Source organism: Lactimicrobium sp. (genome assembly GCF_036453465.1).
In the GTDB taxonomy this organism is placed as follows: domain Bacteria; phylum Bacillota_I; class Bacilli_A; order Erysipelotrichales; family Erysipelotrichaceae; genus Bulleidia.
On the sequence record NZ_JAZHUW010000032.1, the window covers coordinates 1 to 26,621 of the forward strand.

The following is a 26,621-nucleotide window of genomic DNA, read 5'->3' on the forward strand; positions in this document are numbered from 1 at the left end:
AGTTGTGCCAATCATTTTATCATCCATGAAATTCACCTCACATGAATGATGATAATCAGCCAGCTTGGCATTACTGTACCCGAACAAGTACAGCAACCATAGAATTCACCAATTTGTTAATATGCCCTCTGAAAAAGCATTCTGATTGATCTCTGGCATATCGCCAGAGATTTTTCTTTTTGGTTGGCATTGACGAAAGCGGTTAACTGCGTCTATCGTTAAAAGCAGGAAAGAAGGATATCATCCAATGAATCATCAGGAAATCATGCAGTCGATCCATGAGATCGGCTTACTTCCAGCTGTTGTTCTGGAAGAGGAAAAACATGCAGCACCGCTTGCCAAAGCACTGTGCAGCGGATCATTGCCGCTTGCGGAAGTCATGCTGCGCACACCAGCTGCCCTGGATTGCTTAAAAGCAATGCACCAGGCATGCCCGGACATGCTGCTGGGAGCAGGCACGGTTCTGAGCAAAGAACAGGTGCTTGCGGCCAGAGATGCCGGGGCATCCTTTATTGTCACACCAGGTTTGAATCCCGAGATTGTCACATTCTGTCAGAAAGAAAATCTGCCTGTCATTCCAGGTATTTCTTCAGCTTCGGAGCTGGATCAGGCCAGACGGCTTGGCCTGAAGGTTGTCAAATTCTTCCCGGCAGAGCCATTGGGCGGCCTTCGGACCATTCATTCGCTGGCTGCGGTTTGGCAGGATATGTACTTTCTGCCAAGCGGCGGCATTGATGGAAACAACATGATGTCCTATCTGCAGGATGAAAGGATCTTTGCAGTGGGCGGTACATGGATGGTGAAGAAGGATCTGATCGCAAAAGGACAGTTTGATGAGATTGCCAGTATGGCTCATGATGCGATATTGAAGATGCTGCAGATTCATATTGCCCATATTGGCATCAACAGTGACAGTGCGCACGGTAAACAGATTGCATCACAGTTTGCCAGTCTTCTCGATGGAAATGTCCGTGATGCAAAGATCAGTTATTTTGGCTCTGAACTGGTGGAAGTAATGATTACTCCCAATGCCAGAGGCACCTATGGACATATTGCCATTGGTGTTACTTCTGTGCCAAGGGCAGTTGCCTTTTTCAAAAGAAAGGGCTATGACTTTGATGAAAGTTCTGTTGTGAAAGATGAAAAGGGCAGAATCAAGCTGATCTATTTCAAAGACAGTATAGCTGGTTTTGCCATTCATCTTGTTCAGGAGGCATAAGATGGGAAAAAAGATTGTAACATTTGGTGAAATCATGATGCGGCTGACACCTGCCGGCGATCATAAACGGTTTCTGCAGGCTGACCAGTTTGACATCATCTTCGGCGGTGCCGAGGCCAACGTGGCTGTATCACTGGCCAACTATGGCGATGATGCGTATTTTGTAACCAAAGTTCCAACTCATGAAATCGGCCAGGCTGCCATCAATGCAATGCGCCGCTATGGCGTTCATACAGATCAGATTGCCAGAGGCGGAGACAGACTGGGTATCTATTATGCGGAAACCGGTGCATCAGTAAGAGGCGGCAAGGTCATCTATGACCGGGCAGGCTCTGCCATTGCCACTGCTGATCCTGATGACTTTGACTTTGATGCCATCTTTCAGGATGCTGACTGGTTCCACTGGTCCGGCATCACCCCGGCCCTGTCAGACAAAGCCGCAAAACTGACTCTGCTGGCATGTCAGAGTGCAAAGCGCCATGGTGTCACCATATCCTGCGATCTGAATTACCGTAAAAAGCTGTGGACTCCGGAACAGGCACAGAAAGTCATGAAGCCGCTGATGCAGTATGTGGACGTGTGCATTGGCAATGAAGAAGATGCCGCAAAGATGCTTGGCTTTGTACCGGATTGTGATATTGAAAGCGGCCACACAGATGTCGAAGCATACAAAGTGATCTTCAGACAGATGGAGGCAGAATATCATTTCAAGATGATTGCCACAACCCTGCGGGAATCCCACAGTGCATCTGACAATGGCTGGAAAGCACTGCTGTATGATGGCAGTCAGTTCTATGTATCACGCCACTATGAAATCGATCCGATTGTTGACAGAGTAGGGGCTGGAGACAGTTTCTCAGCCGGTCTGATCCATGGCATTCTCCATTACAACGATCTGCAGAAGTCTCTGGACTTCGGGATTGCGGCCAGCGCTCTCAAGCATACACTTCCTGGTGATTTCAACTGCGTATCCGAACAGGAGGCCCTTGCGCTTGCTGTCGGCAGCGGCAATGGCAGAGTTGTGCGCTGAAACTGAAATTTGCAGGAAAATATGATGGGTATGCAGCATAATATTATGAATACTCACTGAATTTACTTTTATCATTTTCAATCTGATGCATAATAGGCAGGCTATGAAAGAAAGAATCAATCACATCAGAAAAACTAATCTTGGTTCTCTTGGACCTCTTTTTCTGACTGCCGCCATTGTAATCTACACAGTGATTGTCTTTGCCTGCTATGGCTGGGCAGACAGTATTTCAAGTCATACGGATGATACATTGACTGACTTTTCCAGCAGTTGGAAAATTTCCGGCACAGATCAGGAAGTCGCATTGAAGCATGTTGGCAAATATGCTGGCACGGATGGTGCAGTGACGATCTACAACTATCTTCCATCTTCTTTGAGTTATGGTGAGAATCTGATCTTTGAAAGTGATAATGTCTTCTTCAAAGTCAGAATTGGCAGCAGTGATGTATATGACTATACCAGCAAACCTTTTGTGCTGGCAGGCCGCAGCTATGGCTATGCGTTTCATACAGTTGGACTAGGCAGAAGACAGGCTGGTGTGCGCATTGAAATGACCATCTATCCTGCTTACAAGGGTGCCGGCGGCATCAGTGAAATCAGAATCGGTAGTTCCGGCACGTATATGACGCGCCTGTTTGCCAGATTCATGCCGGCTTTTCTCATCAGTATCCTGATTATCATCCTGGGTGTGACCATGCTGTATATTTCTGTTGGTATGACCAGACTGAAAACACCGCTGGTTGATTCCTTCCGTATGTTTTCGCTGACTGCCATCTTGTTTGGCATCTGGTCTCTTGTCGAATCAAGAATTCCGATTGCCCTGACGACATTCCCGGATCTATGGCGGTGTTTTAGCTTTGCCATGTTGATGGTGCTGCCTTATCCTGCTGTAAGGGCAGCCAATGGCTGGATGATCAAGCCTGATCCGAGAATTAATCATTTCTTTCTGGGTATCGTCATCTTCAATATCATTTTTACAACCATCGTCCATATATTGTTTGGCATTGACCTCTGGCAGTGCCGTCTGCTGATTCATGCGTCTTTACTGCTGGCCATCGTTGTCATGTGCATGATGAGCATCAACCAGCTGATTCAATATCAACGCAGTCATGTTCACAATCTGCTCCGGGAAATGCTGTGGGGTATTATTCAGCTTGATGTCGGCTGTATGGTCATTGATCTGATCCGCTATGCCGGCTATGGTGCCCCGGAGGATGCAGCGAGATTTTCGCGCATTGGTTTTGTCCTTCTGATGCTGGTTCTGATCATGGTATATAAGAATGAAATGGTCACCAGGATGAAGAAATCCATGGAAGCAGATCTGTACCAGAAACTGGCATACCGTGACATGATGACTGGTTTTTATAATCGTTCTGCTCTGCTGGAGATGCAGGAAAGATTAGAGAAAGAGAAAGAAAAGGGAATGACAAGGGATCTGATCATCGTGTATGCCGATCTCAACTATCTCAAGCGTGTCAATGATCAGTATGGCCATCAGGCGGGAGATGATTATATCTGCCGCAGTGCTCACATGCTGCAGCAGTCCTTTGGCCAGCATGGAAAACTGTTCCGGCTGGGTGGGGATGAGTTTATGGCAGTCCTGAATGGAGACAATGTCTATCGTGACTATGATGATGGTGAGCTTGCTCTTCTTGATCTGCTGGCTAAGCAGGAACATAAAGACGGAAGACCGGATGTCAGTTTTTCCTGGGGCTATGCTATCAGCAGATCAGATCATCCATTGACAATGGAAGAGATGGAAAAACAGGCAGATGCCAGGATGTATGCTATGAAAGTGGAGATGAAGGCAGAGCGTATTGACTGATTCTGTGGATAATCGACAGATTTTAAAAAATGTAAACACCTCATATGCAAAAACAACGTATCATTAAATGCGAAAGGTGGCCGTGATGGGGAATGTTTTCTTGTCTGTTCTGAGATGGGTTTTTCTTGTTTTTGCCGGACTCTACACACTGCACTTTGCCTTGATTGCGGCCGGCGGCCTGATCAAGCCGTTTGCAAAGCATCCTGATGCACAGCCATATCATCATATTGCCGTACTCATTCCGGTACGCAATGAAGAACATGTCATTGGCAATCTGCTTGACAGCATCTGTAAAGCACACTATCCGCATGATCTTCTGGATGTATATGTTCTCATCAATAATACAACGGACAAAACAGGACAGATTGCCCGCTCTTACGGTGCTTCCATCATTGACTATGGCAATACCGTCCACAGCAAGGGTGATGTACTGGGCCGTGCATTTGCTGCATTGACAAAGCAGGGAAATATCGATGCCTTTGACATCTTTGATGCTGACAATCTTGTTGACCCTGATTTTTTTACGGCCATGAACAGTGCACTGAATCATGGCGTGCGAGTGGCCCAGGGCAGACGTCTTGGCAAGAACACGCATGATACATTTTTATCGGGTTTTTATGAAGTGTTCTATCAGATGCAGAATGTTCTGTTCAACAATGGCGCCCAGCATAACAGGCGCTCGGCTGTACTCAATGGCACAGGATGGATGATCTCTTCTGCTGTACTGCAGAAACATCCCTTTGATACCGTGACAATTACGGAGGATCTTGAACTCAGTGCCCAGTGTGCTTTGTGGGATATTCCTGTTACCTATGTGCATGATGCCCGCTGCTATGATGAATATCCGATGAGCGCAAAGATGTCATTGCGGCAGTTATTCCGCTGGATCTTCGGTCAGGTGCAGTGTATGCGCTGCTATACAGGAAAACTGCTGAAGAAGTGGATCCGCACACACAGTGTGGCTGCCCAGGATCTGGCCATGGTATTTGCCATGCCAGGGGCTGTGATCATCGGCGGTGTCGGCCTGGTACTGACCTTTATCACACTGCCGTGGCGTAAGGCACTGCTTGTCACGTGCATCCTGCTGATCATTTTGTATCTTGCTTTTGATACACTGCTGCAATGCTGCCTGCATAAGGCAGAAATTCATGGATGCACGGTGAAGGGGCTGTTATTTCCTGTGTTCATGTGTATCTGGGTGCCATTGATGATTGTGTGCCTGTTCAAGAAGAATGTTGCATGGAAGCCGATCGAGCATAACCGTGCGGCAAAGATCGAGGATATGAAGCAATGAAGCAGTTATTTCAGAAGTTTAATCATTATTTCTTTGCTGATCCGGGTGTTTACAAGCCAGCCGGCATTCTGAGCCCGGGGCATTTCTTTCTTGCCGCAATGGCCGTATTTGGCATCTATGAAGGCCTGACGCATACACTGTTATTGCCGGAGGCATCTTTGCGCCGGCTGATCCGGATTATCATCATCATCCTGTGGGCTCTGGAATGCATCAAAATCCATTTCCGCATCCGGACTGGTTCTGAGGCTGACTATGATACATGGGTGCCGCTGTATTTCTGCTCCATTACACTGTATGCCGGTATTGCCAGCGGTTTTGGCAGAGGCATCATCCAGCATATCGGCGATGTATTTCTCGCCTCCGGCGGCCTGATTGCTGGTATCTGCTTCATGCTGTACCCATCCAGCTCACTACTGATTTATCCGACATTTCATTTCCTGTCATTGCACAGCTTTATATACCATGGCACGATGACCTATCTTGGCATCCTCATGAACCGCTCGGGCCTTGTCAATCTGACCTGGCATGACATGATCTATTATGCCCTGTATGTCATGATGTTCTGCATCATTGCTTACATTATCAACCGCCGCCGCGGCTGCAATCTGATGTTTATCTCGGCACCGTTTCATGGCACCTTCCTGGATACGGTTTACAAGATCCTTGGCAAATCCTATACAATTGTGCTTTGTCTTGTGCAGATGTTTGTTCCCTATGTTGTGATCATGATGTTCAAAACATGGACACATCTATTAACAAGGCCTCTCTGGTATCCGCACGTCTGATTTTTATTCAGAATTTAATGCGGATTTTTCTTTTAGAAACTATACTAGTGAGTTGGTAAAGGGAGATGGCAGTGATGGAAAAAAACAGCAAAGCCCTCAAGGCAAAGGATCAGTCCCTGGAAGCAGAATTCCAGTCCTATGCACGCATGCAGGCAGCCGATGTTCTGCAGAAAGTAAAGGCAGATGAAAACGGCATCGGTGAAGAGGAACGGGGAGCACGGCTTGACAGCTATGGCTCCAATGACCTGCATGCATCGACCAAGAAGCACTGGTGGAACTTTCTGTTGCAGTCCTTTACAGATGCGTTTATTATTATGCTTTTGATTCTGGGTACGGTTACCATCATTATTGAACATGATGCTTTGTCTGCCGGCATCATTTATCTATTGGCATGCATGAGTGCCGGCATCCGCTTTGTCCAGGACTATCGTTCTTACCTTGATGTCGAAAAGCTGAAGAATATGGAACATGATACCGTCCGTGTGCGTGTGCCGGACAGTGGCAGCTGGAAAGAAACAGAAATGCCGGTAGAAGAACTGGTACCGGGTGATATTGAAATGATCGGCTCCGGCGACATTGTCTCCGGTGATTTATATCTGCTTGCCAGCAAGGACCTCTTTTTATCCGAAGCTGCTTTTACTGGTGAGGCTGTGCCGGTTGAGAAGAAGGCGGGCTGTGATACAAGAAACGTTAATGCCGCCCAGCTGGATAATATCTGTCTTTCCGGTAGTACAGTGGCATCAGGCACCGGCTATGGCGTGATTATCAAAACCGGCCATGCGTCTTACCTTGGCCATATCTCTTCTACGGTAGAAACCGGTAAGCAGATGACCGAGTTTGACCGCTCTTTGCAGAAGATTACAAAGATTCTGATTACCTACATGGTCGTCGTTGTCATCTTTGTTCTGTTTGTCAACGGCCTGATCAAGCACAACTGGCTGGAAGCCTTCCTGTTTGCCATTTCCGTGGCAGTCGGCATTACCCCGAACATGCTGCCGATGATTGTTAATGGGACCCTTGCCAAAGGTGCCCAGTTTCTGGCGAAAAAGAAGACCATTGTCAAGAATATGTCGGCGATCCAGAACTTCGGTGCCATGGATACACTGTGTACGGATAAGACCGGTACCTTGACCGCGGATCATATCGTGTTGCAGCGGTATCTGGATATCAATGGCAAAAACAGTCATCTTGTACTCAACTATGCCTGGATGAACTCTTACTATTCTACCGGCGTCAAGAATCTGATTGACCGGGCCATTCTGGAATATGGCAAGAGTCATGATGTGCCGGACTTTGCCGGCGGCTATGAGAAGATCGATGAGATTCCGTATGACTTTGAACGGCGTAGAATGTCGGTGCTTGTCTATAACCCGGGCGGCTCACAGGTTTCTCATGGTGATGAAGGCGTATTGCCGCATCATGGTGAGCGGGTATTGATTACCAAAGGCGCTCTGGAATCCGTGCTTGCCTGCTGTGATAAGGTGCGGATTGACAAGCAGTACATTGACATCGATGATGTCGATATTGAAAAGATCAAGCAGCAGGCAGAAGAGCTGAACAAAGACGGCCTGCATATCATTGCCGTGGCAGCCAGAAAGTCAGTGCCGGGTGTAACGGATGATGATCAGTTTACAGCTGAAGATGAACATAACATGACCTTCCTTGGTACGGTTGCTTTCCTGGATCCGCCTAAGCCTGATGCAAAGGATGCCATCGAAGGCCTGTATCAGGCGGGTGTGGATGTGAAAGTCATCTCTGGTGATGCACCGGTTGTGGTCCAGCATATCTGCCATGAAGTCGGACTGAAAGAAGAAGGGAATGTGATTGATGGCACCATGCTGGATGGCATGGATGATGAAACACTGTCAAAGGCCGTTGAGAATACCAATATCTTTGCCCGGCTTTCACCGATGCAGAAGAAGCGGGTTGTTGATATGCTGCGGAAAAATGGGCACGTGGTCGGCTACATGGGAGATGGCGTCAATGATGCCCCTAGCCTGCACAGTGCGGATGTTGGCATTTCCGTGGATAATGCCACCGATGTTGCCAAGGCCAGCAGCGATATCATCCTGCTGGAAAAGAGTCTGGATGTCATCCTGGACGGCGTCAAGGAAGGCAGGAGAATTTCCGGCAACATCATCAAATACATCAAGATGGCACTGTCCTCCAACTTCGGCAATGTCTTCTCGGTGCTGATTGCTTCTTTATTCCTGCCATTTCTGCCGATGATGCCATTGCAGATCCTGATTCAGAATCTTGTTTATGATTTCACCCAGATTGCCATTCCATGGGATAACGTAGATCCGGAATTCCTGAAACAGCCCCATCAGTGGACGATGCGCTCTTTGACTTCGTTCATGAATGTCATGGGCGGTGTTTCATCCTGCTTTGATGTGCTGACATTCCTGTGCCTGTGGTTTGTGCTTGGCTTCAATTCCATCTCCATGCAGTCATACTTCCAGACCGGCTGGTTTGTGGAAGGTCTGATTTCACAGATCATGATTGTGCAGTTTATCCGTACTGCCAGGCGGCCGATCATTGACTCCCATTGTGATGTGCGGCTTGCCTTTGCCAGCATTCTTGGCATCATTGCCGCGATTCTGATTCCATACATGTTCTGTTCGCTTCCGAATTCCGTCTTTGTCGCACTGCCATATCAGTACTATATCTATCTGGTGATCATTCTCATTCTTTACAGTGCCACGATTGAAGTTGTCAAAAAATTCTATATCAGGAAGTTTGGCAGCTGGTTATAACATTGTAAAATAATACGCAGGAGGTGATGGCATGGACCTGTTTGAAGCAGCTGGCAGCGATGATGCCAGAACGCAACAACCGCTGGCAGCCAGAATGCGTCCTGAAAAACTGGAGGAAGTTGTCGGCCAGCAGCACATCATTGGCAAAGGCCGCATCCTGTACCGTGCCATCCAGGCAGACCGGCTCAGTTCCCTGATTTTCTATGGGCCTCCTGGCACCGGCAAGACAACCCTTGCCGAGGTGATTGCCAATACCACCAGTGCCAGCTTTGCCCAGGTCAATGCCACCACAGCTGGCAAAAAGGATCTGGAAACGGTTGTACAGCAGGCCCAGTACCGGCTGAAAGCAGAAAACAAGAAGACGATTCTGTTCATTGATGAGATTCATCGCTTCAACAAGGCACAGCAGGATTATCTTCTGCCGTTTGTAGAAAGCGGCACCATCATTCTGATTGGTGCCACAACCGAAAATCCATACTTTGAAGTCAACAGTGCTTTATTATCCCGCTCTACTGTACTGGAGCTCAAACCGCTGTCTAAAGAAGATCTTCTCACTCTGATTCATCGGGCTCTGCAGGATCCCTTCAAGGGTGTTGCAGCGGATATGGTACAGATGGATGAGGATGCCTGTGACTTTCTGGCTGAGGCAGCCGATGGGGATGCCCGGGCGGCCCTGAATGGCCTGGAGATTGCAGTATTAACAACAGAACGCAGTGATGATGGCTATCTGCATATCACGCTGCCCATCATACAGGAATGCATTCAGAAGAAATCCATCCGCTATGATAAAGATGGCGACAATCACTATGATACTGTCTCTGCTTTTATCAAGTCGATGCGGGGGTCTGATCCTGATGCCGCATTGTACTATCTTGCCCGCATGCTGGAAGCAGGGGAGGATGTGCGCTTTATTGCCAGAAGGATCATGATCTGTGCTGCTGAGGATGTCGGTCTTGCCGATCCAAGAGCCATTGAGATTGCCACGTCCTGTGCTCTGGCAGTAGAAAGAGTTGGGATGCCGGAAGGACAGATTATCCTGGGTGAGGCGGCTGTCTATGTTGCCACAGCGCCTAAAAGCAATGCGGCCAGCCAGGGCATCTTCAAGGCCATGGAAACCGTGAAGAAAACCGGCAATCTCAAGATTCCGCCGTATCTGCAGGATGCCCACTATAAGGCAGCTGAGAAACTCAACCGTGGGATTGGCTATAAGTATGCCCATGACTATCCGCGCCATTATGTAAACCAGCAGTATCTGCCGGATGCTTTGAAGAATGAGGGCTTCTATTACATTTCGGATATCGGTTATGAAAGCCGTCTACGCAAATGGTCTGCCTATATTGGAAGGCTGTTTCACAAAGAGGAGGATTTGAAAAAATGAATATGCATGAATTGATGGTGAAAGACCGTTCCATCCGCAAGTTTCTGCAGAAACCGATTCCTGATCAAGATCTTGATGAGATTCTGGAAAATGTAAGGCTTGCCCATTGCGGCAATAACCGCCAGAGACTTCGTTATGTGCTGGTCACTTCCAGAAAGATGTGTGATCAGGTGGCAGGACAGCTGCATTATGCAGCTCTTTTGAAAGGGGCAGGACAGCCAAAGAAAGAGGAAGAGCCTGCTGCTTATCTCGTGATTCTTGTGCCTGTGGAAAATGCGGCAACAGCGGATATTGATGCCGGCATTGCCTCAGAGGTGATTACAGCAAGTGCTGCTGAAAAGGGTATCGCCGCCTGCATTCTGATGAACTTCAACCGCCAGAAGATGAATGAGATTCTTGGCGTGGATCCTTCTTTGAGTGCAAGACTGGTTGTTTCGCTTGGCTACCCAATGATCACAAGTACGGTGGAAGAGGCAGGGGATGATCTTGCTTATCATGTGGATCAGGAAGGAAACTATCATGTACCCAAGCTTTCTGTTGATCGTCTTGTGACCAGAAAGTAGTCTTGACTAACAGAAGGTGGATATGTGAAAATCACAGAGCCGTAAGGGAGTAGCGAGCGCATCTGCGCAGCCTGCCAACATACTGGCATATCGCCTGGCCTGCTTTAATACGCGAGACTTACGCACAAGCTTTTTGCTGTGCGTATGCTGGAAATGAATTTACGCTGCAGCAAACTGCTGCAGCTTTTTGTTTGGGAGGTAAGCATATGCATTTTATCTTAGACAGTATTCTGCTTGGCATCGGCCTGGCCATGGATGCCTTCTCCGTCTCTCTTGCCAATGGTCTCAAGGAACCGCATATGGCGAAAAAACGGATGTTTACCATTGCCGGCACCTTTGGTTTGTTTCAGTTTGTGATGCCGATGATCGGCTGGATCTGCGTGCATACCATTGTGCAGCTGTTTTCATCCTTCCAGGTCATGGTTCCTTGGATCGGCTTTATCCTGCTGATGTATATCGGCGGCGGGATGCTGAAAGAAGGCTTTTCAAAGAAAGAAGAAACAGATGCCGAGAAAGAAGTCTCTTCCGGCAAACTGTTCATTCAGGGGCTGGCAACTTCTATTGATGCCCTGTCTGTTGGCTTCACCATTGCGGAATATGGGGTTGGCTCCGCACTTCTGGCCAGTTTCCTGATTGGGATTGTGACATTGGCAATCTGTGCAGCCGGTGTGCAGCTCGGTAAGAAGTTCGGTTTGAAACTGGCGGATAAGGCAACCATCTTCGGCGGCTTTCTGCTCATTGCCATCGGCATCAAGATCCTGCTCTCTTCCATCCTGTAAAAAAACCGGCATCAGCCGGTCATTGAATCTCTTTGAATAATTCCAGATAAATATTTTTCAGCTCTTTCACCTGGTCATCGGTAACCTGATACTCTGAAAGGTTGTTGGTATCCAGGGTGAAGCCATCCACAACGCCAAGATGATGGCCGACAATCCTGCCATCCTTGACAGCCACAACTTCCGGTACCTGCATGACCGGTTTTTCTTCGCCTGTTTCCGAATCCTTTTCCTTGGTCAGAATCGGGTCCAGGCAGGTATACAGAGACTGGATGATCTCACTTTTTTCACTGTCTGTTTTAGACATGAAGTCATCGGAATAGATATTGACATAGAAAACGGTAATGCCTGCTTCCTTGGCAGCTTCATCCAATACCGGAATCACCCGGTTGCACCAGGGGCATGTTTCATAGCTGTAGAAGACAATGCCCGTGCCATTGGTAAACAGCTTCAGGCTTTCTTCCGTTGAGATTTCAAGGAAGGCAGGATTGTCATCCTTGAGAAAGACATAGGCAGAAAGATCAGGAACAGATGTATCAAGATTGATGGAACCGGCATTATTGCCAGTTGCTGTAGAAGCAGATGCAGAGGCAGATACCGATCCTTTTTTGCTTTGCGTGCATCCTGTCAATGCAAGAGATGTCAGCAGGGCACAGGCAATCAATTTCTTTTTCATGAGGGAACCTCCTGTGGCTGTTATTATACTCATAATTCATTGTAAAAGTCTGCATTGGGCACTGCTGATCCTTACTTGTCAGAAAAATCATGTCATCTATGCAATGTAATCGCTGTCATGATGTCAGAACACAGAAATTGTATGGTAATCAGAACAATTCCTCTTTGACCACAGGTATAATGAAACCGGATTGAGGGATTATCATGAAACTGAATGAGTTGAAGCCGGGGCAGTCCGGCCAGATTGAGGTTGTCGGAGGCAGTGGTGAACTGCGCCAGCATTTTCTGGATATGGGATTGATTCCCGGTGCTGAGATTACACTGGAAAAGTTTGCTCCAATGGGAGATCCCATTGATTTTGTCATCCATGGCTATCAGCTGACACTGCGGGTGGCAGATGCAGCCAATATCACCTGCCATATCGTGAAGCCATCTGCTTCTGCCAGACAGCCGCAGAATGCTGATGTGGATGATGAACTCGTGGATCATCCGGGTCTAGGCGAAGGGGGCAGATACCACGATAAAAGTACGGAACATCCGCTGCCTGAAGGAACAACTTTGACCTTTGCTCTGGCTGGCAATCAGAACTGCGGCAAGACAACATTGTTCAATGCTCTGACAGGTTCCAACCAGCATGTCGGCAACTTCCCGGGTGTTACCGTAGAAGGCAAAACAGGTAAGATCAAGGGACATCCGGATACAGAAGTGACCGATCTGCCTGGTATCTATTCTCTTTCTCCCTACAGTTCGGAAGAGATTGTTTCCCGTCAGTTTATTCTGGAAGCCAAGCCAAGTGCCATCATCAACATCGTGGATGCGACCAACATTGAGCGCAATCTGTATCTGACCCTGCAGCTGATGGAGCTGGGCAGACCAATGGTGCTTGCTTTGAATATGATGGATGAAATGCGCAATAACGGCGGTTCCATCCGCATCAATGAAATGGAGAAGATGCTTGGCATTCCGGTCGTTGCCATTTCGGCTGCCAAAGGAGAAGGTATTCAGGAACTGGTGGATCATGCCATCCATGTGGCCAGATACCAGGAGACACCAATGGTGCAGGATTTCTGCCGTCCCCAGGACCACAATGGCGCTGTCCATCGGGCTCTGCATGGCATCATGCATCTGATTGAAGATCATGCCGCCAAGGCAGATATTCCGCTGCGCTTTGCGGCGACCAAGGTTGTTGAAGGGGATCCTCATATCATTGAAGCTTTGAAGCTGGAAGAAAATGAGAAGGAGATGCTTGGCCACATCATCAAACAGATGGAAGAAGAGCGCGGCCTTGACCGGGCAGCGGCCATTGCCGATATGCGCTACAGCTTCATCCAGAGAGTCTGTGATGCCACCGTCATCAAGCCCCGCCAGTCCAAGGAATCTGTACGCTCCAACAAGATTGACCGTTTCCTGACCGGCAAATATACCGGTATTCCTGCTTTTATTGTCATCATGGGTCTGGTCTTCTATCTGACCTTCAATGTCATTGGTGCCTTTCTGCAGGATCTGCTGCAGAAAGGAATCGATGCCTTGACCGTGGTTGTCTCCAATGGTCTTGTCGCTGCCAATGTCAATCCCGTTATACGATCCCTTGTCATTGATGGTATTTTCACCGGTGTCGGCTCGGTATTGAGTTTTGTGCCGATCATTGTGACCTTGTTCTTCTTTCTGTCACTGCTGGAAGATTCGGGCTATATGGCCAGAGTTGCCTTTGTGATGGATAAGCTGTTACGCCGTATTGGTCTCTCCGGCCGCAGTATTGTCCCGATGCTGATTGGATTTGGCTGTACGGTGCCGGCTGTCATGTCCAGCCGTACACTGCCATCTGAGCGTGACCGCAGAATGACAGTGATTCTATTGCCATTTATGTCATGCTCGGCCAAGCTGCCGATCTATGGCTATTTCTGCAATGCCTTTTTCCCGAAACAGGCTGGATTGATCATGGTAGCACTGTATGTCATCGATATTGCCATGGGCATTCTTGCCGCTCTGATATTCAAGAATACACTGTTCAAAGGAGAAGCTGTGCCATTTGTCATGGAGCTGCCGAATTACCGTCTGCCGGCTATGAAGAATGTTCTGCAGCTGATGTGGGATAAAGCCAAGGATTTCCTGCAGAGAGCCTTCTCGATCATTCTGATTGCGACAATTATTGTCTGGTTCCTGCGCTCCTTTGATTTTTCATTCAATCTTGTTGAAGAACAGCATTCCATGCTGGCAGCCATCGGCGGTCTGATTGCCCCGATCTTCAAACCATGTGGCTTTGGCGACTGGCGTGTGGCAACAGCACTGATTGTCGGCTTTATGGCCAAGGAGAGTGTTGCCGCAACACTGTCCGTATTGTTCGGCTCAACCGCTGCCATCACATCCATCCTGACGCCAGGCAATGCCTTTGCATTGTTAATCTTCTGCCTGCTGTATACACCATGCATTGCGGCCATTACTTCGGTACGCAAAGAACTTGGCATGAAGTGGGCGCTGGCCATGGTTGGAGGCACCTGTGCCATTGCCTGGGTGGCATCGTTTATCACGCATCTGATTACATTGGCAATCTAAAGAAAAACCGGGAAGATTTACTTTCCGGTTTTGCCTGAATTATCAATCACTTTGCCATTTGGCAGCCGTACTTCCAATGTGTCTGAGAGGCTTTTATCCAGCAGCTCATCCAGACGGTCATCAAAGGCAGCTGCCTTTTTCTTTTTATTTGCCCGGCTGACAAGATCACTGGATTCCTGCACAATCGGAATCTGGGTGGTATCTTCCCGCACTGCTTCGCAGATATCAATGATGCGGGAAATCGGCACCTGGGAATTCTGCAGGCCGTTGACCAGAACCATATTGATGGAATCATCCAGTGTTTTAAAGTCATTCGGATTGGAGATGTATCCGGAGACTTCAGAAAAATCATCCAGCGTAACAGTCACAAATTTTTTCAGATATGGTATCAGTTCCTCTGCTCTCATCACAGTTCCCCCGGAAAAATATCTGCTGTTATTATAGCAGTTTCTGTCTGCAGAGAAAAACAGTACATGTTTCACGACAGTGAATTTTCATTTCAGACCTATATGCAGATGAAGAAAAGTGTATACTTGTCACATTGTCCAACCGTGATGAAAGAGGTGTTTTTGATGAAACAGATGACTGTACTGACCATGTTTCCGGAATATTTTGACAGCTTTGTTAACAGTGTGCTTGTACAGCGTGCAAAGGTCAAAAAAATCTGTTCGATCAGGATCGTTGATATCCGTGACTATGCCGATGGCAGCTATCGTCATCTGGATGATTCACCATGCGGCGGGGGACCGGGGATGATCATGAAGTGTGAGCCTGTCATTGCCGCGCTGCGTGCAAACAGAACAGCAGAGACAAAAAGCTATATCATGGATCCAGGCGGGGTGACACTTTCACAGAAGCTTGTACATGATCTTTCCAAACAAGAGGATCTGTTACTGCTGGCTGGTCATTATGAGGGGCTGGATGAGCGTATTTATCAGGAATGTGATGGCTGTATTTCAATTGGCGACTATATCCTTTCCGGAGGTGAACTTGCTGCTCAGGTGATCATGGACAGCATCATCCGCCTGCAGGAAGGGGTGCTGGCGGATGAGAGTACAGTGGAAGAGTCTTTTGAAACAGACCGGCTGGAATATCCCCAGTATACCCGGCCGGTTGACTTTGAGGGCAGAAAGGTGCCGGAGGTGCTTTTGAGCGGCAATCATGCCCGCATTGAAAACTGGCGGCTTGCCAAAGCCTATCTGCGTACAGAAAAGATGCGGCCGGACCTGCTTGCAAAGCATCCTATGACCAAGGCAGAAGAGAAAGCACTGCAGATGTTTGGTGAAAAAGAAGAAAAGTGACAGAATGCGAAATCTGCCGGCTGTTTTGGTGTGTCTGAGTTGACATGACGCCATATTATGCAAAAATATCACATGGGAAAAAAGGAGATATTGCAAGCATGGGCAAGAAGATTTCTGAGCTTGTCGACTGGGTTGGTAAGGTCGACTGGCAGCTGAAAACATTTCATGGTGATGAGCTTTCAACATTTGATGGTTCTTCGTATAACAGCTATCTGATCAGGGATGAGAAAACTGTCCTGATTGATACCGTATGGCAGCCGTATGACAAGGAGTTTGTGGCAAGACTGAAGCAGGATATCGATCTGCATGATATTGACTATATTGTCATGAACCACAATGAGATTGACCATTCCGGTGCACTGCCGGAACTGATGCGGGAAATCCCGGATACACCGATTTACTGCACGGTGGCAGGTGAGAAGATTCTGCGCGGCCATTATCATCAGAACTGGAACTTCGTCAATGTCAAAACAGGTGATACCCTGAACATTGGCAAGTCTACTCTGACCTTCATCCAGGCACCGTTCCTGCACTGGCCGGATACGATGTTCACATATCTGGACACAGACCATATCCTGTTCTCCAATGATGCCTTCGGACAGCATTATGCTACAGAGTCTTTGTTCAATGACAAGAACTGTGAAAAGGCAATCTATGATGAGGCAATCAAGTACTATGCCAACATCATTGTGCCTTACAGCACCTTTGTCACAAAGAAGATCAAGGATCTGGCCGCAATGAATCTGGATATCCGTATGATCGCACCAAGCCATGGCGTCATCTGGCGCGAGCATCCTGAGAAGATCGTGGAAACTTATGCAAAGTGGGCTGCAGACTATCAGGAAAACCGTATTTCCATTATCTATGACACAATGTGGGATTCTACCCGCAAGATGGCTGAGGCACTGGCTGCCGGCATCCGTGACCATGATCCGGAAACCGAGGTTGTCCTGCTGAATGCGTCCAAGCGTGATAAGAGTGACATCATCACTGATGTCTTCCGTTCCAAGGCCATTCTGGTTGGCTCTCCGACCTATAACCATGGTGTGCTGTATTCCATCGGCGGCATTCTCGAGCTGATCAAGGGCTCCGGCTTCAAGAACAAGAAGGCAGCTGGCTTTGGCAGCTATGGCTGGAGCGGTGAGGCACCGAAGAAGATTGGTGAAGAGCTCAAGGCATCCGGGTTCGATGTTGTGGATGATGCAGGTCTCAAGCAGATCTGGATCCCGGATGAGGATGCTTTGAAACAGGCAGAAGCCTGGGGCAAAGCCTTTGCTGAAAAAGTTGATGCATGAGAAACCGGTTCATCCGGTTTTTCTTTTCGCTGGTATAATCTAAGACTGAAATGGAGGACAGGTGAAACATGAGTGAAACCAGAAAAGAAATATCCTGTGGTGCTGTTGTGATCCGTGTGCTTGACGGGAAACTGCAGGTGCTTGTGATCCGTCAGAAACAGGGCCACTGGTGCTTTCCAAAAGGTCATGTGGAAGGCAGTGAAACCGAACATGAAACAGCAGCCCGTGAGATTAAAGAAGAAACCGGACTGGATGTCAGATTTCTGGATGGGTTCCGGGAATGCACCTATTATTCTCCTGCTCCAGGTGTAGAAAAGAAGGTTGTCTATTTCCTGGCGGAAATGGCTGGCGGCAAAGAGAAGATTCAGGAAGAAGAACTGCTGGAGATGCACTGGGCATCACTGCTTGATACAGAGGCACTGCTGTCCTATGCAAATGATGTGGAACTGTTCCGCAAAGCCATTGCCTTTCTGCATAAAGAAGATCCGGATGGCGTCAAATGGCCGCTGCGGTAACATACAGAATCGTGCCCATTGATGGCTTTGCCAGTGGCAGAGCCATTTTGTTTCATGGCAAAGAAGCAGGATTGTTTGCCTGGAACAGGGAAAATGAGAAAGTGCAGATGATGCTCAAACTGCAGCCCATGTGCGAGGAAGATGCCATCGGCATCACAGCCTACGTCATCCATACAATCATCAGCCTGAGCCATCCTGCCTATATTGAAGTAAAGAAAGTATCAAAGCGGGAAAGAAGGGCTCTTGCGGCTAATCTGTTTTTCCCTAAAGGAAAAGGCATGCAGTGGATGAAAGAGCCCTGGCAGACAAAATGTGACAGCGCGATCTTTGATCCCTATGGCTTTTTGATCAGCCAGGGCCGCATGCAGAATCTGCCCTTTGGCCGCTATACAACAAGTGAGAAGGGCTGCGGCTGGATTGCGGCATACAACCTGTGCAAAGCCTGCGGCAAAGAACAGTTCATGCAGGAAACTGCTGAAGGGCTGGCAAAGACAAATCTGTTTCATGAGCGCTTTGGTGAAAACTTCTTTCTCATCCAGTACTTTCTCAAACAGAAAGGTATTGTGTCAAAGTGGTATCTTGGCTCAAATGGCATGATTGCAAAGAAGATGGCAGAAAGCGGTGCCGGCATTCTTCTGTATGGACATTCTGCTGGGACGCATTATGCGTTCTACATTAACCTTGGCAATGGCAGCTATCACTTTTACAATGATATCTATGGGAAGCGCAATGATATCGTTACTGCCGATGCCTTCTTTGCAAGAGGCAGTGTGCTGCCCCTTGCCGGTATTCTGTATGTCAGGAAGAAAGATGTGCCGTATGCCCGCTTCTTTCAGGAATGTGATGCAAAATGATTAATACGATGGTGAATCTGGATGAAATCCAGTATGAATACGAAGATCCAGGTGATCTGCTGGACAGTATTGCAAAGCGGGGCATTGCCATTGCCGTACAGGTCAATGTTGTCAAAGGCGGCTATGTGTGCGTGGATGGCAGAAAGCGGCTGAGTGCCTGTGCCATTCTTGTAAAGCAGAATCCAAAGTTTAACCGGGTACCGGTTGTGCTGATGAATGACTACTCCAAAGCTGGCAGCAGTTTCTGGGGACATACACAGAATCTACATTGAGGAAAAGAATATGGAAAGATTGCAGAAAGTGATTGCGGCTGCCGGGGTGGCTTCCCGGCGCAAAGCAGAACAGATGATTGCGGATGGCCGTGTCAAGGTCAATGGCAAAGTGGTAACAGAGATGGGGGTTCAGGTGGGCCCGCATGATGAGGTCAGTGTGGATGGCGTTGTGCTGAACCAGGAAGAGAAGGTATACTTCCTGCTGAACAAGCCGAAGCAGGTGATCTGTGCCGTATCGGATGACCGCGGCAGAAAGACGGTTGTGGACTGCCTGCCGGATGTCAAAGAGAGAATCTTTCCGGTCGGCCGGCTGGACTATGAATCCACCGGTCTTTTGATCATGACCAATGATGGTGAATTTGCCAACTGTCTGATGCATCCACGCTATCATCTACCCAAGACCTATGAGGTTGCCATCAATGGCGTACTGACAGACCAGATGATTCATATGCTGGAAAAAGGGATTATGCTGGAAGATGGCATGACTCTGCCAGCTCAGGTGCAATTGCTTTCCCGGCTGGAAGGAAAGAAAAAGACCGTGTTTTTGATCACGATCTTCGAGGGCAGAAACAGAGAGATCCGCCGCATGATGGAATACTTCCATTGTGAAGTGACAAGGCTGAATCGGATCGGCTATGGCTTTCTTGATCTTGGCTCTTTGCGCCAGGGACAATACAGGCGTTTACGCCGCTATGAGGTGCGCAAACTGATGCATATGGCTCAAAGCGGTATGCCTGCAGAAGAAAGCACATCCGGATCAGGATCGATGTAAATCGTACGATAGCTGCCAAGCTGTACCATACCAGGTTTTGCACCTGGTATTTTTTTCAGGTTCTTCACCGGACACCAGTTGACCGGTACGGATGAGGACTGCCGGCCGCCGGAGAAATAGGCCGCAATCATGGCAGCCAGGCGGATGGTTTCTTCATCCGGATTGTCAGAGTGGATGATCACATGGGCACCATGGTAATCTTTGGCATGCAGCCAGATTTCATTCTTTCTGGCCATATGCCATGTCAAAGCATCATTCTGCAGATTGTTGCGGCCATAGGAAATCGAAATGCCGGAAGGAGAAACAATCGTCGATACCTTTGGCGTATCATCCTGTTTCTTCTTTTTCCGTACATTCTTTTTCTCTTTCATGTAGCCAAGCTTGATCAGTTCTTTCTTGATCTCACCAGCCGTTTCAAAGTCCGCCTGGTCCAATTGTTCCAGCAGTCCTTCAAAATAGCTGATCTCGTTTTCACAGATGGCAATCTGTTCCTGCAGATACACCTGTCCTTTCTTCAGCTTGCTGTACTTGTTAAAGCAGCGCCGGGCATTGCCGCGGCCATCGAGCTTTTCATCCAGCGGCACTTTGATCAATGCATCGGATTCATAATCCTGCAGTTCAATCTCCTTCTTCCCCTTGGTATCACTGATATTCCAGGTATACAGAAGGTCGCCCCATTTCTTCCACTTATCACAATCCAGAGCCTGATCATACTCATTTAAAAGACGGGGCAGCTTTGTCTTCTGATGCTTGAGTTCCCGGCGCACAAAGTGGTAGAGATCACCGGTAATCTGCTTGATGCGCTCTTTTTCTTCGCGATGATAATACAGCACATCAAAGCCATCAAACAGCGGATACTTCCGGCAGGATCCAAGATGGGTCAGTTCGATGCAGTGAAACTCGGGATTATCGCCATTGCTGGCAATGTACAGATCATTGCTGGCGGCAACTTCTTTCATGATGGACGCAAATGGCTGGCCATGGGCCATCCGGTATTCAACTTCCTTGCTTAAAAAGGGAGAAAAGCCGGCAAACTGTTTTGTCAAAGGGATCTCTGGATCAACGCATTCTGTTGTAAAGGGATCTTTTTTATCCTGGGGCGGCATGGGAGTAAAAGGAGCAGAGGCCATGATGATGCGCTTGCTGTTTTCAAACGGTGGAATGCGCTTGAGGGCATCAATGATGCGCCCATCTGCACCAACCAGAATCAGATTGGCATATTTGCCCATCAGTTCAATGACGAGCCTGACATTTTCCAGATCACCCAGATTGTTGCGCCGTTTGATCATCAGTGTGCACCATCTGTCCAGGCCTGCCTGTTCAATGCTTTCCATAGAAGAACCTTCCAGGTATTTGCGCAGAACCATGACGAAATTATCGGGCTCAGAGGGGGTCGGATAGCTGCGCTTTGTGATCAGCAGGCGGTTGTATACAGAGTGGCAGCTGACCAGCAGCTGCTGTTTGCCATTTTTCCCATGAATCTGAAAGAGGACCTCCGTATTGGAAATCTGGTAGATTTTCTGAATGCGGGCCGGCAGAACAGGTGCGATCTGACTGACGATCCGGCTTAAGAGAATGCCATCTAATGCCATAACATAATTCCTTTCGTGAGCGATTATATCACATTGACGAAACCATCTTTTTTGAGTACCTTAATGCATAAGGAGACTTGAAATGAAAAAGGGGTTGCTGATTGTACTGAGCGGACCTTCCGGGGTCGGCAAAGGAACAGTACTGAAAGAGTTCATCAATGATCCGGATCTGAAGCTTTCTTACAGTGTTTCACTGACCACACGCAAGATGCGGCCGGGTGAAAAGGACGGCGTCAATTATCACTTTGTGACAAAGGAAGAGTTCCTCAAGGTGCGTGATGCCGGCGGTCTGCTGGAGAGTGCTGAATTTGTAGGAAATTACTATGGTACACCGGTTGCCGGTGTCGAAGAGCTGCGCAATCAGGGCAGAAATGTCCTGCTGGAGATTGAAGTGCAGGGCGCAAGGCAGATCAGACAGAAATGTCCAGATGCACTGACAATCTTCATCGTTCCGCCCAGCATGGAAGAGCTGGAAAAGAGAATCCGGGGCCGTGGGACAGAGCCGGAGGAGATTGTACAGCAGCGTCTTGCCAAGGCCAGCCGTGAGATGGAGATGATCGGCGAATACAAGTATGTTGTATGCAACGATGATCCCCGTCTGGCAGCAGATATTATCCGTGTGATCATCAAGAGACATATGGATCAGGAATGAGGCAGAAATGCTTCATTTTTTATTTTGCCTCTTGTGGAAACGCTTTCATGACTCTATAATGGAAACCGTAAAAGGAGTATCAGTTTCTGATGGAGGATAATTTACAGGATCGGATTCTGCAGGCAGCGATTGTACAGTTCTCAAGAAAAGGGCTGCACTTTACGATGCAGGATATTGCCGATACGATGCATATTGCAAAAAAGACGATCTATAAGAACTACGATGGCAAGGAGGCTCTGCTGCTTGCTTTGATTGATACAGGCTTTGCAAAGATTCATGCCCATAAGCAGGAAATCATTGAGAATCAGGATCTTTCGATCCCGGAAAAGCTGCAGCAGGAAATGGTTGCTCTGCCAGCAGATTTTCTTGGTGTTGACTGGTCACAGCTGGATGGGCTTGCCGAGATGTATCCAAAGGTTGCCGAGCATCTCAAGGAACATCTGGAGAAAAACTGGGAGCCGACCATTGATCTGATTGAGGAGGGTATTTCTCAGGGTGTGATCCGTCCCATCAATATATCTATTCTCAAAAATATCGTGACAGCATCCATTGAATCTTTCTTATCCAATGACTATCTCACCCAGAATCAGATCGCGTATGATGATGCACTGGCAGAAATGATGGATATTCTGATGAAAGGAATGCAGGTACAAGATGATGGAACGCATTGATAATGACTGGCTGTTTTTGAACTCGTGGCAGGATGATGAAGATGCTTTTGAGCGGGATGGCATCAAGGTACGCCTGCCGCACTGTCCAAAACAGATTCCGCTGCATGATGCCAGTCCGGATGACTATGAAGGCATCTATGGCTATCAGAAAATATTTATGGCAGAAGAAAGCTGGCAGAAGCAGCGTGTCTTTGTACAGTTTGACGGGGCTGCCCATATTGCGGATGTGTACTGCAATGGCAAACACGTCGGCCATCATGCCTGCGGCTATACTGCCTTCCGCATTGAACTGACAGATGTCCTGCACTATGGCAGCGAGAATACACTGACGGTAAAGCTGGATGCCACAGAAAATCCATCTGTGCCGCCGTTTGGTTTTGTCATTGATTATCTGACCTATGGCGGTATCTATCGTGATGTGTGGCTGGATGTGCGTGCAAAGACATATCTCAAGGATATCTATTGCGCCACACCGGATCTGACAAGCATGGATGCACTGGTACAGATTGATGGCAATACGCAGGATATGGAGCTGTCTTTGTCTTTGCGCAATGACAAAGATGAAGAAATCTTTGCAAAGAAAGCACCGGCAGGAAATGGACATTTCCGCTATGAAGATCTGCCGGTAAAGCCATGGGATTTAGACCATCCCAATCTGTATACAGCTGTATTCTCTTTGATCAAAGGGGAAGATATCATTGATACCAAATGCATCTCAGTTGGTTTCCGCACCGTACATTTTGATTCTGACAGCTTCTATCTCAATGGCGAAAAAGTCTTCCTGCGCGGATTGAACCGTCATCAGTGCTGGCCGTATCTTGGCTATGCCGGTACAGCTTCCCTGCAGAAGGAAGATGCCAGAATTCTGAAAGAAGAGCTTGGCTGCAATGCCGTGCGTACTTCGCATTATCCCCAGAGTCAGGATTTCGTGGATGCCTGTGACCGGCTTGGCCTGCTGGTATTTACGGAAATACCGGGCTGGCAGCACATTGGCGATGAGAAGTGGAAGCAGCAGGCCATCACCAATACAGAAGACATGATTGTGCAGTACCGCAATCATCCGTCGATTTTCCTGTGGGGTGTGCGCATCAATGAATCCCAGGATGATGATGACTTCTATCAGCGCACCAATGCGGCTGCCCATGCACTGGATCCTTACCGGCCGACATCCGGTGTGCGCTATCTGCAGAACAGCTCGCTGTTAGAAGATGTGTATGCATTCAATGATTTCTCACATGATGGCAGTGATGCCGGCTGCCGTAAGAAGAAGGACGTTACCAAGCATTCTGACCACGCCTTGATCATTTCTGAGGCAAATGGACACATGTTTCCAACCAAGGCCTTTGATCCCCAGAGCAGACGGGAAGAGCAGGCTTTGCGCCATGCCCGTGTTCTGAATGATGCCATGGCAGATGGCCAGCATGCCGGCGTGTTCCAGTGGTGCATGTTTGACTATGCGACTCATAAAGACTTTGGCTCAGGAGACCGCATCTGCTATCACGGTGTGATGGATGCCTTCCGCAATCCTAAGACAGCTGCCTGGCTGTATGCTTCACAACAGGATGACCATCCAGTGCTGGCACTGTCTTCTTCCATGGATATCGGTGACTATCCGGCTGGCCGCATCGATCATGTCTATGCCTTTACCAACTGTGACAGTGTGCGTCTGTACCAGAATGATGTGTTTGTGAAAGAATTCAAACCGACAGAGTATAAAGCACTGAAACATCCGCCGATCCGCATGGATGACTTTATCGGTGATCTTTTGAAGCAGGAACATTTTGCACCAAAGCAGGAAGAACTGATTCATGATTGTCTGCTGGCAGCTCAGCATGATGGGTATGACCATCTTCCAGCGCATATCAAAGCAAAGCTTGTCTGGGTGATGATGCGCTATCACATGAGCTTTCAGGATGGCGTGAAGCTGTTCTCTAAGTACGTTGGCGGCTGGGGCGGCAGTACGGTTGTCTGGCGGGCAGATGGCATCAAGAATGGCAAAGCCGTGATCTGTGTGAAACGTGCACCTGGAACAAAGCTGCACCTGCATACAACTGTCTCTGCCAATACATTGTATGAAGGTGACGTGTATGATATGGCTTCTGTACGCATTCAGCTGATGGATGCCTGTGATGACATCGCTTCTTATATCCAGCTGCCCATTGCACTATCCACAGAAGGACCGCTGGAAATTGTGGGACCGCACCTTGCCACCCTGGAAGGCGGCCTGAGCGGCACCTATGTCAAGACAACCGGTCAAACAGGAAATGCAAAGCTGCGCATTGTATGTGAGCAGTGTGAACCGGTGGAAATCAATTTTACAATTTGTGAAAAGGGGAACTGAAACACATGAAACAATTTGAGAAGAAGCAGGCTGCTGCCTATGGCTTTGGTGCCATTGGCAAGGACATGGTATATGCCCTGAGTTCCAGCTACGTGATGTATTACTATCAGGATGTACTTGGTCTTTCGGCATCCTTTGTCGGTTTGATCCTGCTGATTGCCAGAGTGTTTGACGCTGCCAATGATCCGTTCATGGGTGTCATTGTCGCCAAGACCAACAGCCGTTGGGGCAGATTCCGTCCCTGGATCTTTAGCGGCAGCGTACTGAATGCCTTTGTCCTGTATGCACTGTTTGCGGCACCATCATTATCCAAAGCAGGCCTGATGGTTTACTTCCCGATTATCTATATCCTCTGGGGTGTGACCTATACCATGATGGATATTCCATTCTGGAGCATGATCCCGGCTGTCACCACCCAGCCAAAAGACAGAGAAAAGCTGTCTGTCATCGGCAGAACCTGCTCGGGTATCGGCAGTGCGATCATCACCGTCTTTACCGTCAAGGCTGTTTCTATGCTTGGCCATGGCGTAGAAAGAACAGGCTTTGCAATCATTGCGCTGATTGTTGCCGTGTTGTTTGCCATCAATGAAATCCTGTTATGCGTGGCATTAAAGGAAACACGCACCAAGCAGGAGATGAAGACAAGCTCCGTTAAAGAGATGTTCAAGGCATTGTTTAACAATGATCAGGCAATGATTACCGTGCTTGTCATTGTGCTTGTCAACTTTGCCTTGTATATCACATCCAATCTGATCATCTACTTCTTCAAGTATGATCTTGGCGGTGCTTCCTGGCAGAACAGCTATACGATCTTTACGATGGTAGGCGGCGTTGCCCAGATTCTTGGCATGATGGTGCTGTATCCATTGCTGCGCAAGAAGATGACAAACACCGGCATCTTCCGGACATGTCTTGTCATGGCAATCACCGGTTATGCCTTACTGCTGGCTGTATGCATGGCCAATGTAGCCCATAACCTGGTTCTGCTGTGTGCGATCGGCTTACTGGTATTCTGTGCCAATGGCATGATGACCGTGCTGACAACTGTCTTCCTGGCCAACTCGGTGGACTATGGTGAAGTCAAGAGCGGTCTGCGCCAGGAATCGGTGATCTTCTCCATGCAGACATTTGTCTATAAGCTGGCCAGCGGCCTGGCCGTATTTGTAACTGGCGTTGGTCTGGATCTGATTCATCTCAAGGGAAATTCCGATGCCGCAGTACCGGCTGTACAGTCTGCTTCTACCATTACGGGTCTGCGTCTGTTGATGACCATCATACCGATGGCAGGACTGATCATTGCCTTGATTCTGTTTGCCAGAAAGTTTATTCTGACAGATGAGAAGGTCGCTGAAATTGCGGCTGTTCTTGCTGCGAAGAAAGAAGTGTTAAGATTTTTTGAAAATGTCCCATCTAGTTAAACTGTTTTCAATCTTCACAAGTCTATTTTTTCTGGCGTCTGATTTCATTGAGAACTCCTTGAAGCTGTTTTTGATTACTGACCT

At 48.1% G+C, this 26,621-nt stretch carries 23 protein-coding genes; 20 read left to right on the forward strand and 3 right to left on the reverse strand.

Annotation, left to right across the window (positions count from 1 at the left end; genetic code table 11):
• Positions 1-247 precede the first annotated feature (247 nt).
• The 9 genes from eda to SOI44_RS08120 all read left to right on the forward strand — a co-directional run bounded on the left by eda (position 248) and on the right by SOI44_RS08120 (position 11,629).
• Positions 248-1,219, forward strand: a complete 972-nt coding sequence (gene eda / locus SOI44_RS08080) for a bifunctional 4-hydroxy-2-oxoglutarate aldolase/2-dehydro-3-deoxy-phosphogluconate aldolase (RefSeq protein ID WP_331348705.1) — start codon at positions 248-250, stop codon at positions 1,217-1,219.
• A gap of 1 nt (position 1,220) precedes the next feature.
• Positions 1,221-2,249 (forward strand): sugar kinase, encoded by a 1,029-nt coding sequence (locus tag SOI44_RS08085; RefSeq protein ID WP_331348706.1) that lies wholly within the window; start codon positions 1,221-1,223, stop codon positions 2,247-2,249.
• Between the two features lie 103 nt (positions 2,250-2,352).
• Entirely contained in the window at positions 2,353-4,074 is a 1,722-nt protein-coding gene (locus tag SOI44_RS08090) for a GGDEF domain-containing protein (RefSeq protein WP_331348707.1), read from the forward strand.
• Between the two features lie 85 nt (positions 4,075-4,159).
• On the forward strand, positions 4,160-5,368 hold the full coding sequence (locus tag SOI44_RS08095) for a glycosyltransferase family 2 protein (RefSeq protein ID WP_331348708.1): 1,209 nt from the start codon (positions 4,160-4,162) through the stop codon (positions 5,366-5,368).
• Positions 5,365-6,153 (forward strand): TMEM164 family acyltransferase, encoded by a 789-nt coding sequence (locus SOI44_RS08100; RefSeq protein ID WP_331348709.1) that lies wholly within the window; start codon positions 5,365-5,367, stop codon positions 6,151-6,153. The genes SOI44_RS08095 and SOI44_RS08100 overlap by 4 nt, the downstream gene beginning before the upstream one ends.
• 74 nt (positions 6,154-6,227) lie before the next feature.
• On the forward strand, positions 6,228-8,909 hold the full coding sequence (mgtA, locus tag SOI44_RS08105) for a magnesium-translocating P-type ATPase (RefSeq protein WP_331348710.1): 2,682 nt from the start codon (positions 6,228-6,230) through the stop codon (positions 8,907-8,909).
• A gap of 31 nt (positions 8,910-8,940) precedes the next feature.
• On the forward strand, positions 8,941-10,287 hold the full coding sequence (locus SOI44_RS08110) for a replication-associated recombination protein A (protein ID WP_331348711.1): 1,347 nt from the start codon (positions 8,941-8,943) through the stop codon (positions 10,285-10,287).
• On the forward strand, positions 10,284-10,850 hold the full coding sequence (locus SOI44_RS08115) for a nitroreductase family protein (RefSeq protein WP_331348712.1): 567 nt from the start codon (positions 10,284-10,286) through the stop codon (positions 10,848-10,850). The genes SOI44_RS08110 and SOI44_RS08115 overlap by 4 nt, the downstream gene beginning before the upstream one ends.
• A gap of 206 nt (positions 10,851-11,056) precedes the next feature.
• Positions 11,057-11,629: a manganese efflux pump MntP gene (locus tag SOI44_RS08120; RefSeq protein ID WP_331348713.1), complete on the forward strand. Its 573-nt coding sequence runs from the start codon at positions 11,057-11,059 to the stop codon at positions 11,627-11,629.
• A 19-nt stretch (positions 11,630-11,648) separates the two neighbouring features.
• Here the strand turns inward: SOI44_RS08120 and SOI44_RS08125 are convergent, their stop codons facing one another.
• Positions 11,649-12,302 carry a TlpA family protein disulfide reductase gene (locus tag SOI44_RS08125; RefSeq protein ID WP_331348714.1) on the reverse strand — a complete coding sequence of 218 codons (654 nt, stop codon included), beginning with the start codon at positions 12,300-12,302 and terminating at the stop codon, positions 11,649-11,651.
• 203 nt (positions 12,303-12,505) lie between these two features.
• On the opposite strand from SOI44_RS08125, the gene feoB reads away from it, so the two are divergent.
• Positions 12,506-14,854, forward strand: coding sequence for a ferrous iron transport protein B (feoB, locus tag SOI44_RS08130; protein WP_331348715.1), 2,349 nt, complete (start codon positions 12,506-12,508; stop codon positions 14,852-14,854).
• Between the two features lie 17 nt (positions 14,855-14,871).
• On the opposite strand, the gene SOI44_RS08135 is transcribed toward feoB, so the two are convergent.
• On the reverse strand, positions 14,872-15,261 hold the full coding sequence (locus SOI44_RS08135) for a hypothetical protein (RefSeq protein ID WP_331348716.1): 390 nt from the start codon (positions 15,259-15,261) through the stop codon (positions 14,872-14,874).
• A gap of 165 nt (positions 15,262-15,426) precedes the next feature.
• Between SOI44_RS08135 and trmD the strand changes: the two genes are divergently transcribed.
• The 6 genes from trmD (at position 15,427) to SOI44_RS08165 (ending at position 19,863) form a co-directional block, all read left to right on the forward strand.
• A complete protein-coding gene (gene trmD / locus SOI44_RS08140; protein WP_331348717.1) occupies positions 15,427-16,155 on the forward strand; it encodes a tRNA (guanosine(37)-N1)-methyltransferase TrmD in 729 nt (242 codons plus the stop codon).
• A 98-nt stretch (positions 16,156-16,253) separates the two neighbouring features.
• Positions 16,254-17,450 (forward strand): anaerobic nitric oxide reductase flavorubredoxin, encoded by a 1,197-nt coding sequence (locus tag SOI44_RS08145; RefSeq protein ID WP_331348718.1) that lies wholly within the window; start codon positions 16,254-16,256, stop codon positions 17,448-17,450.
• A gap of 68 nt (positions 17,451-17,518) precedes the next feature.
• Positions 17,519-17,965: a bis(5'-nucleosyl)-tetraphosphatase gene (locus tag SOI44_RS08150; protein ID WP_331348719.1), complete on the forward strand. Its 447-nt coding sequence runs from the start codon at positions 17,519-17,521 to the stop codon at positions 17,963-17,965.
• Positions 17,950-18,819: a hypothetical protein gene (locus SOI44_RS08155; protein ID WP_331348720.1), complete on the forward strand. Its 870-nt coding sequence runs from the start codon at positions 17,950-17,952 to the stop codon at positions 18,817-18,819. The genes SOI44_RS08150 and SOI44_RS08155 overlap by 16 nt, the downstream gene beginning before the upstream one ends.
• Entirely contained in the window at positions 18,816-19,091 is a 276-nt protein-coding gene (locus SOI44_RS08160) for a hypothetical protein (RefSeq protein WP_331348721.1), read from the forward strand. Before SOI44_RS08155 ends, SOI44_RS08160 begins: the two co-directional genes overlap by 4 nt.
• Before the next feature lie 10 nt (positions 19,092-19,101).
• Positions 19,102-19,863: a pseudouridine synthase gene (locus SOI44_RS08165; RefSeq protein ID WP_331348722.1), complete on the forward strand. Its 762-nt coding sequence runs from the start codon at positions 19,102-19,104 to the stop codon at positions 19,861-19,863.
• On the opposite strand, the gene SOI44_RS08170 is transcribed toward SOI44_RS08165, so the two are convergent.
• The gene (locus tag SOI44_RS08170) at positions 19,812-21,455 is read right to left on the reverse strand and encodes an Rqc2 family fibronectin-binding protein (protein WP_331348723.1); all 1,644 of its coding nucleotides are present in this window, start codon (positions 21,453-21,455) and stop codon (positions 19,812-19,814) included. The two genes, SOI44_RS08165 and SOI44_RS08170, sit on opposite strands and share 52 nt — an antisense overlap.
• 82 nt (positions 21,456-21,537) lie before the next feature.
• On the opposite strand from SOI44_RS08170, the gene gmk reads away from it, so the two are divergent.
• The 4 genes from gmk to SOI44_RS08190 all read left to right on the forward strand — a co-directional run bounded on the left by gmk (position 21,538) and on the right by SOI44_RS08190 (position 26,537).
• On the forward strand, positions 21,538-22,107 hold the full coding sequence (gene gmk, locus SOI44_RS08175) for a guanylate kinase (protein WP_331348724.1): 570 nt from the start codon (positions 21,538-21,540) through the stop codon (positions 22,105-22,107).
• Between the two features lie 89 nt (positions 22,108-22,196).
• Entirely contained in the window at positions 22,197-22,778 is a 582-nt protein-coding gene (locus tag SOI44_RS08180; RefSeq protein WP_331348725.1) for a TetR/AcrR family transcriptional regulator, read from the forward strand.
• A complete protein-coding gene (locus SOI44_RS08185; RefSeq protein WP_331348726.1) occupies positions 22,762-25,119 on the forward strand; it encodes a glycoside hydrolase family 2 protein in 2,358 nt (785 codons plus the stop codon). The genes SOI44_RS08180 and SOI44_RS08185 overlap by 17 nt, the downstream gene beginning before the upstream one ends.
• Before the next feature lie 5 nt (positions 25,120-25,124).
• Positions 25,125-26,537: a glycoside-pentoside-hexuronide (GPH):cation symporter gene (locus tag SOI44_RS08190; protein ID WP_331348727.1), complete on the forward strand. Its 1,413-nt coding sequence runs from the start codon at positions 25,125-25,127 to the stop codon at positions 26,535-26,537.
• Positions 26,538-26,621: the final 84 nt, after the last annotated feature.

Coding starts and splice junctions, on each gene's coding strand:
- eda (WP_331348705.1), top strand. CDS start 248: ATGAATCATCAGGAAATCATGCAGTCGATCCATGAGATCGGCTTACTT.
- SOI44_RS08085 (WP_331348706.1), top strand. CDS start 1,221: ATGGGAAAAAAGATTGTAACATTTGGTGAAATCATGATGCGGCTGACA.
- SOI44_RS08090 (WP_331348707.1), top strand. CDS start 2,353: ATGAAAGAAAGAATCAATCACATCAGAAAAACTAATCTTGGTTCTCTT.
- SOI44_RS08095 (WP_331348708.1), top strand. CDS start 4,160: ATGGGGAATGTTTTCTTGTCTGTTCTGAGATGGGTTTTTCTTGTTTTT.
- SOI44_RS08100 (WP_331348709.1), top strand. CDS start 5,365: ATGAAGCAGTTATTTCAGAAGTTTAATCATTATTTCTTTGCTGATCCG.
- mgtA (WP_331348710.1), top strand. CDS start 6,228: ATGGAAAAAAACAGCAAAGCCCTCAAGGCAAAGGATCAGTCCCTGGAA.
- SOI44_RS08110 (WP_331348711.1), top strand. CDS start 8,941: ATGGACCTGTTTGAAGCAGCTGGCAGCGATGATGCCAGAACGCAACAA.
- SOI44_RS08115 (WP_331348712.1), top strand. CDS start 10,284: ATGAATATGCATGAATTGATGGTGAAAGACCGTTCCATCCGCAAGTTT.
- SOI44_RS08120 (WP_331348713.1), top strand. CDS start 11,057: ATGCATTTTATCTTAGACAGTATTCTGCTTGGCATCGGCCTGGCCATG.
- SOI44_RS08125 (WP_331348714.1), bottom strand. CDS start 12,302: ATGAAAAAGAAATTGATTGCCTGTGCCCTGCTGACATCTCTTGCATTG.
- feoB (WP_331348715.1), top strand. CDS start 12,506: ATGAAACTGAATGAGTTGAAGCCGGGGCAGTCCGGCCAGATTGAGGTT.
- SOI44_RS08135 (WP_331348716.1), bottom strand. CDS start 15,261: ATGAGAGCAGAGGAACTGATACCATATCTGAAAAAATTTGTGACTGTT.
- trmD (WP_331348717.1), top strand. CDS start 15,427: ATGAAACAGATGACTGTACTGACCATGTTTCCGGAATATTTTGACAGC.
- SOI44_RS08145 (WP_331348718.1), top strand. CDS start 16,254: ATGGGCAAGAAGATTTCTGAGCTTGTCGACTGGGTTGGTAAGGTCGAC.
- SOI44_RS08150 (WP_331348719.1), top strand. CDS start 17,519: ATGAGTGAAACCAGAAAAGAAATATCCTGTGGTGCTGTTGTGATCCGT.
- SOI44_RS08155 (WP_331348720.1), top strand. CDS start 17,950: ATGGCCGCTGCGGTAACATACAGAATCGTGCCCATTGATGGCTTTGCC.
- SOI44_RS08160 (WP_331348721.1), top strand. CDS start 18,816: ATGATTAATACGATGGTGAATCTGGATGAAATCCAGTATGAATACGAA.
- SOI44_RS08165 (WP_331348722.1), top strand. CDS start 19,102: ATGGAAAGATTGCAGAAAGTGATTGCGGCTGCCGGGGTGGCTTCCCGG.
- SOI44_RS08170 (WP_331348723.1), bottom strand. CDS start 21,455: ATGGCATTAGATGGCATTCTCTTAAGCCGGATCGTCAGTCAGATCGCA.
- gmk (WP_331348724.1), top strand. CDS start 21,538: ATGAAAAAGGGGTTGCTGATTGTACTGAGCGGACCTTCCGGGGTCGGC.
- SOI44_RS08180 (WP_331348725.1), top strand. CDS start 22,197: ATGGAGGATAATTTACAGGATCGGATTCTGCAGGCAGCGATTGTACAG.
- SOI44_RS08185 (WP_331348726.1), top strand. CDS start 22,762: ATGATGGAACGCATTGATAATGACTGGCTGTTTTTGAACTCGTGGCAG.
- SOI44_RS08190 (WP_331348727.1), top strand. CDS start 25,125: ATGAAACAATTTGAGAAGAAGCAGGCTGCTGCCTATGGCTTTGGTGCC.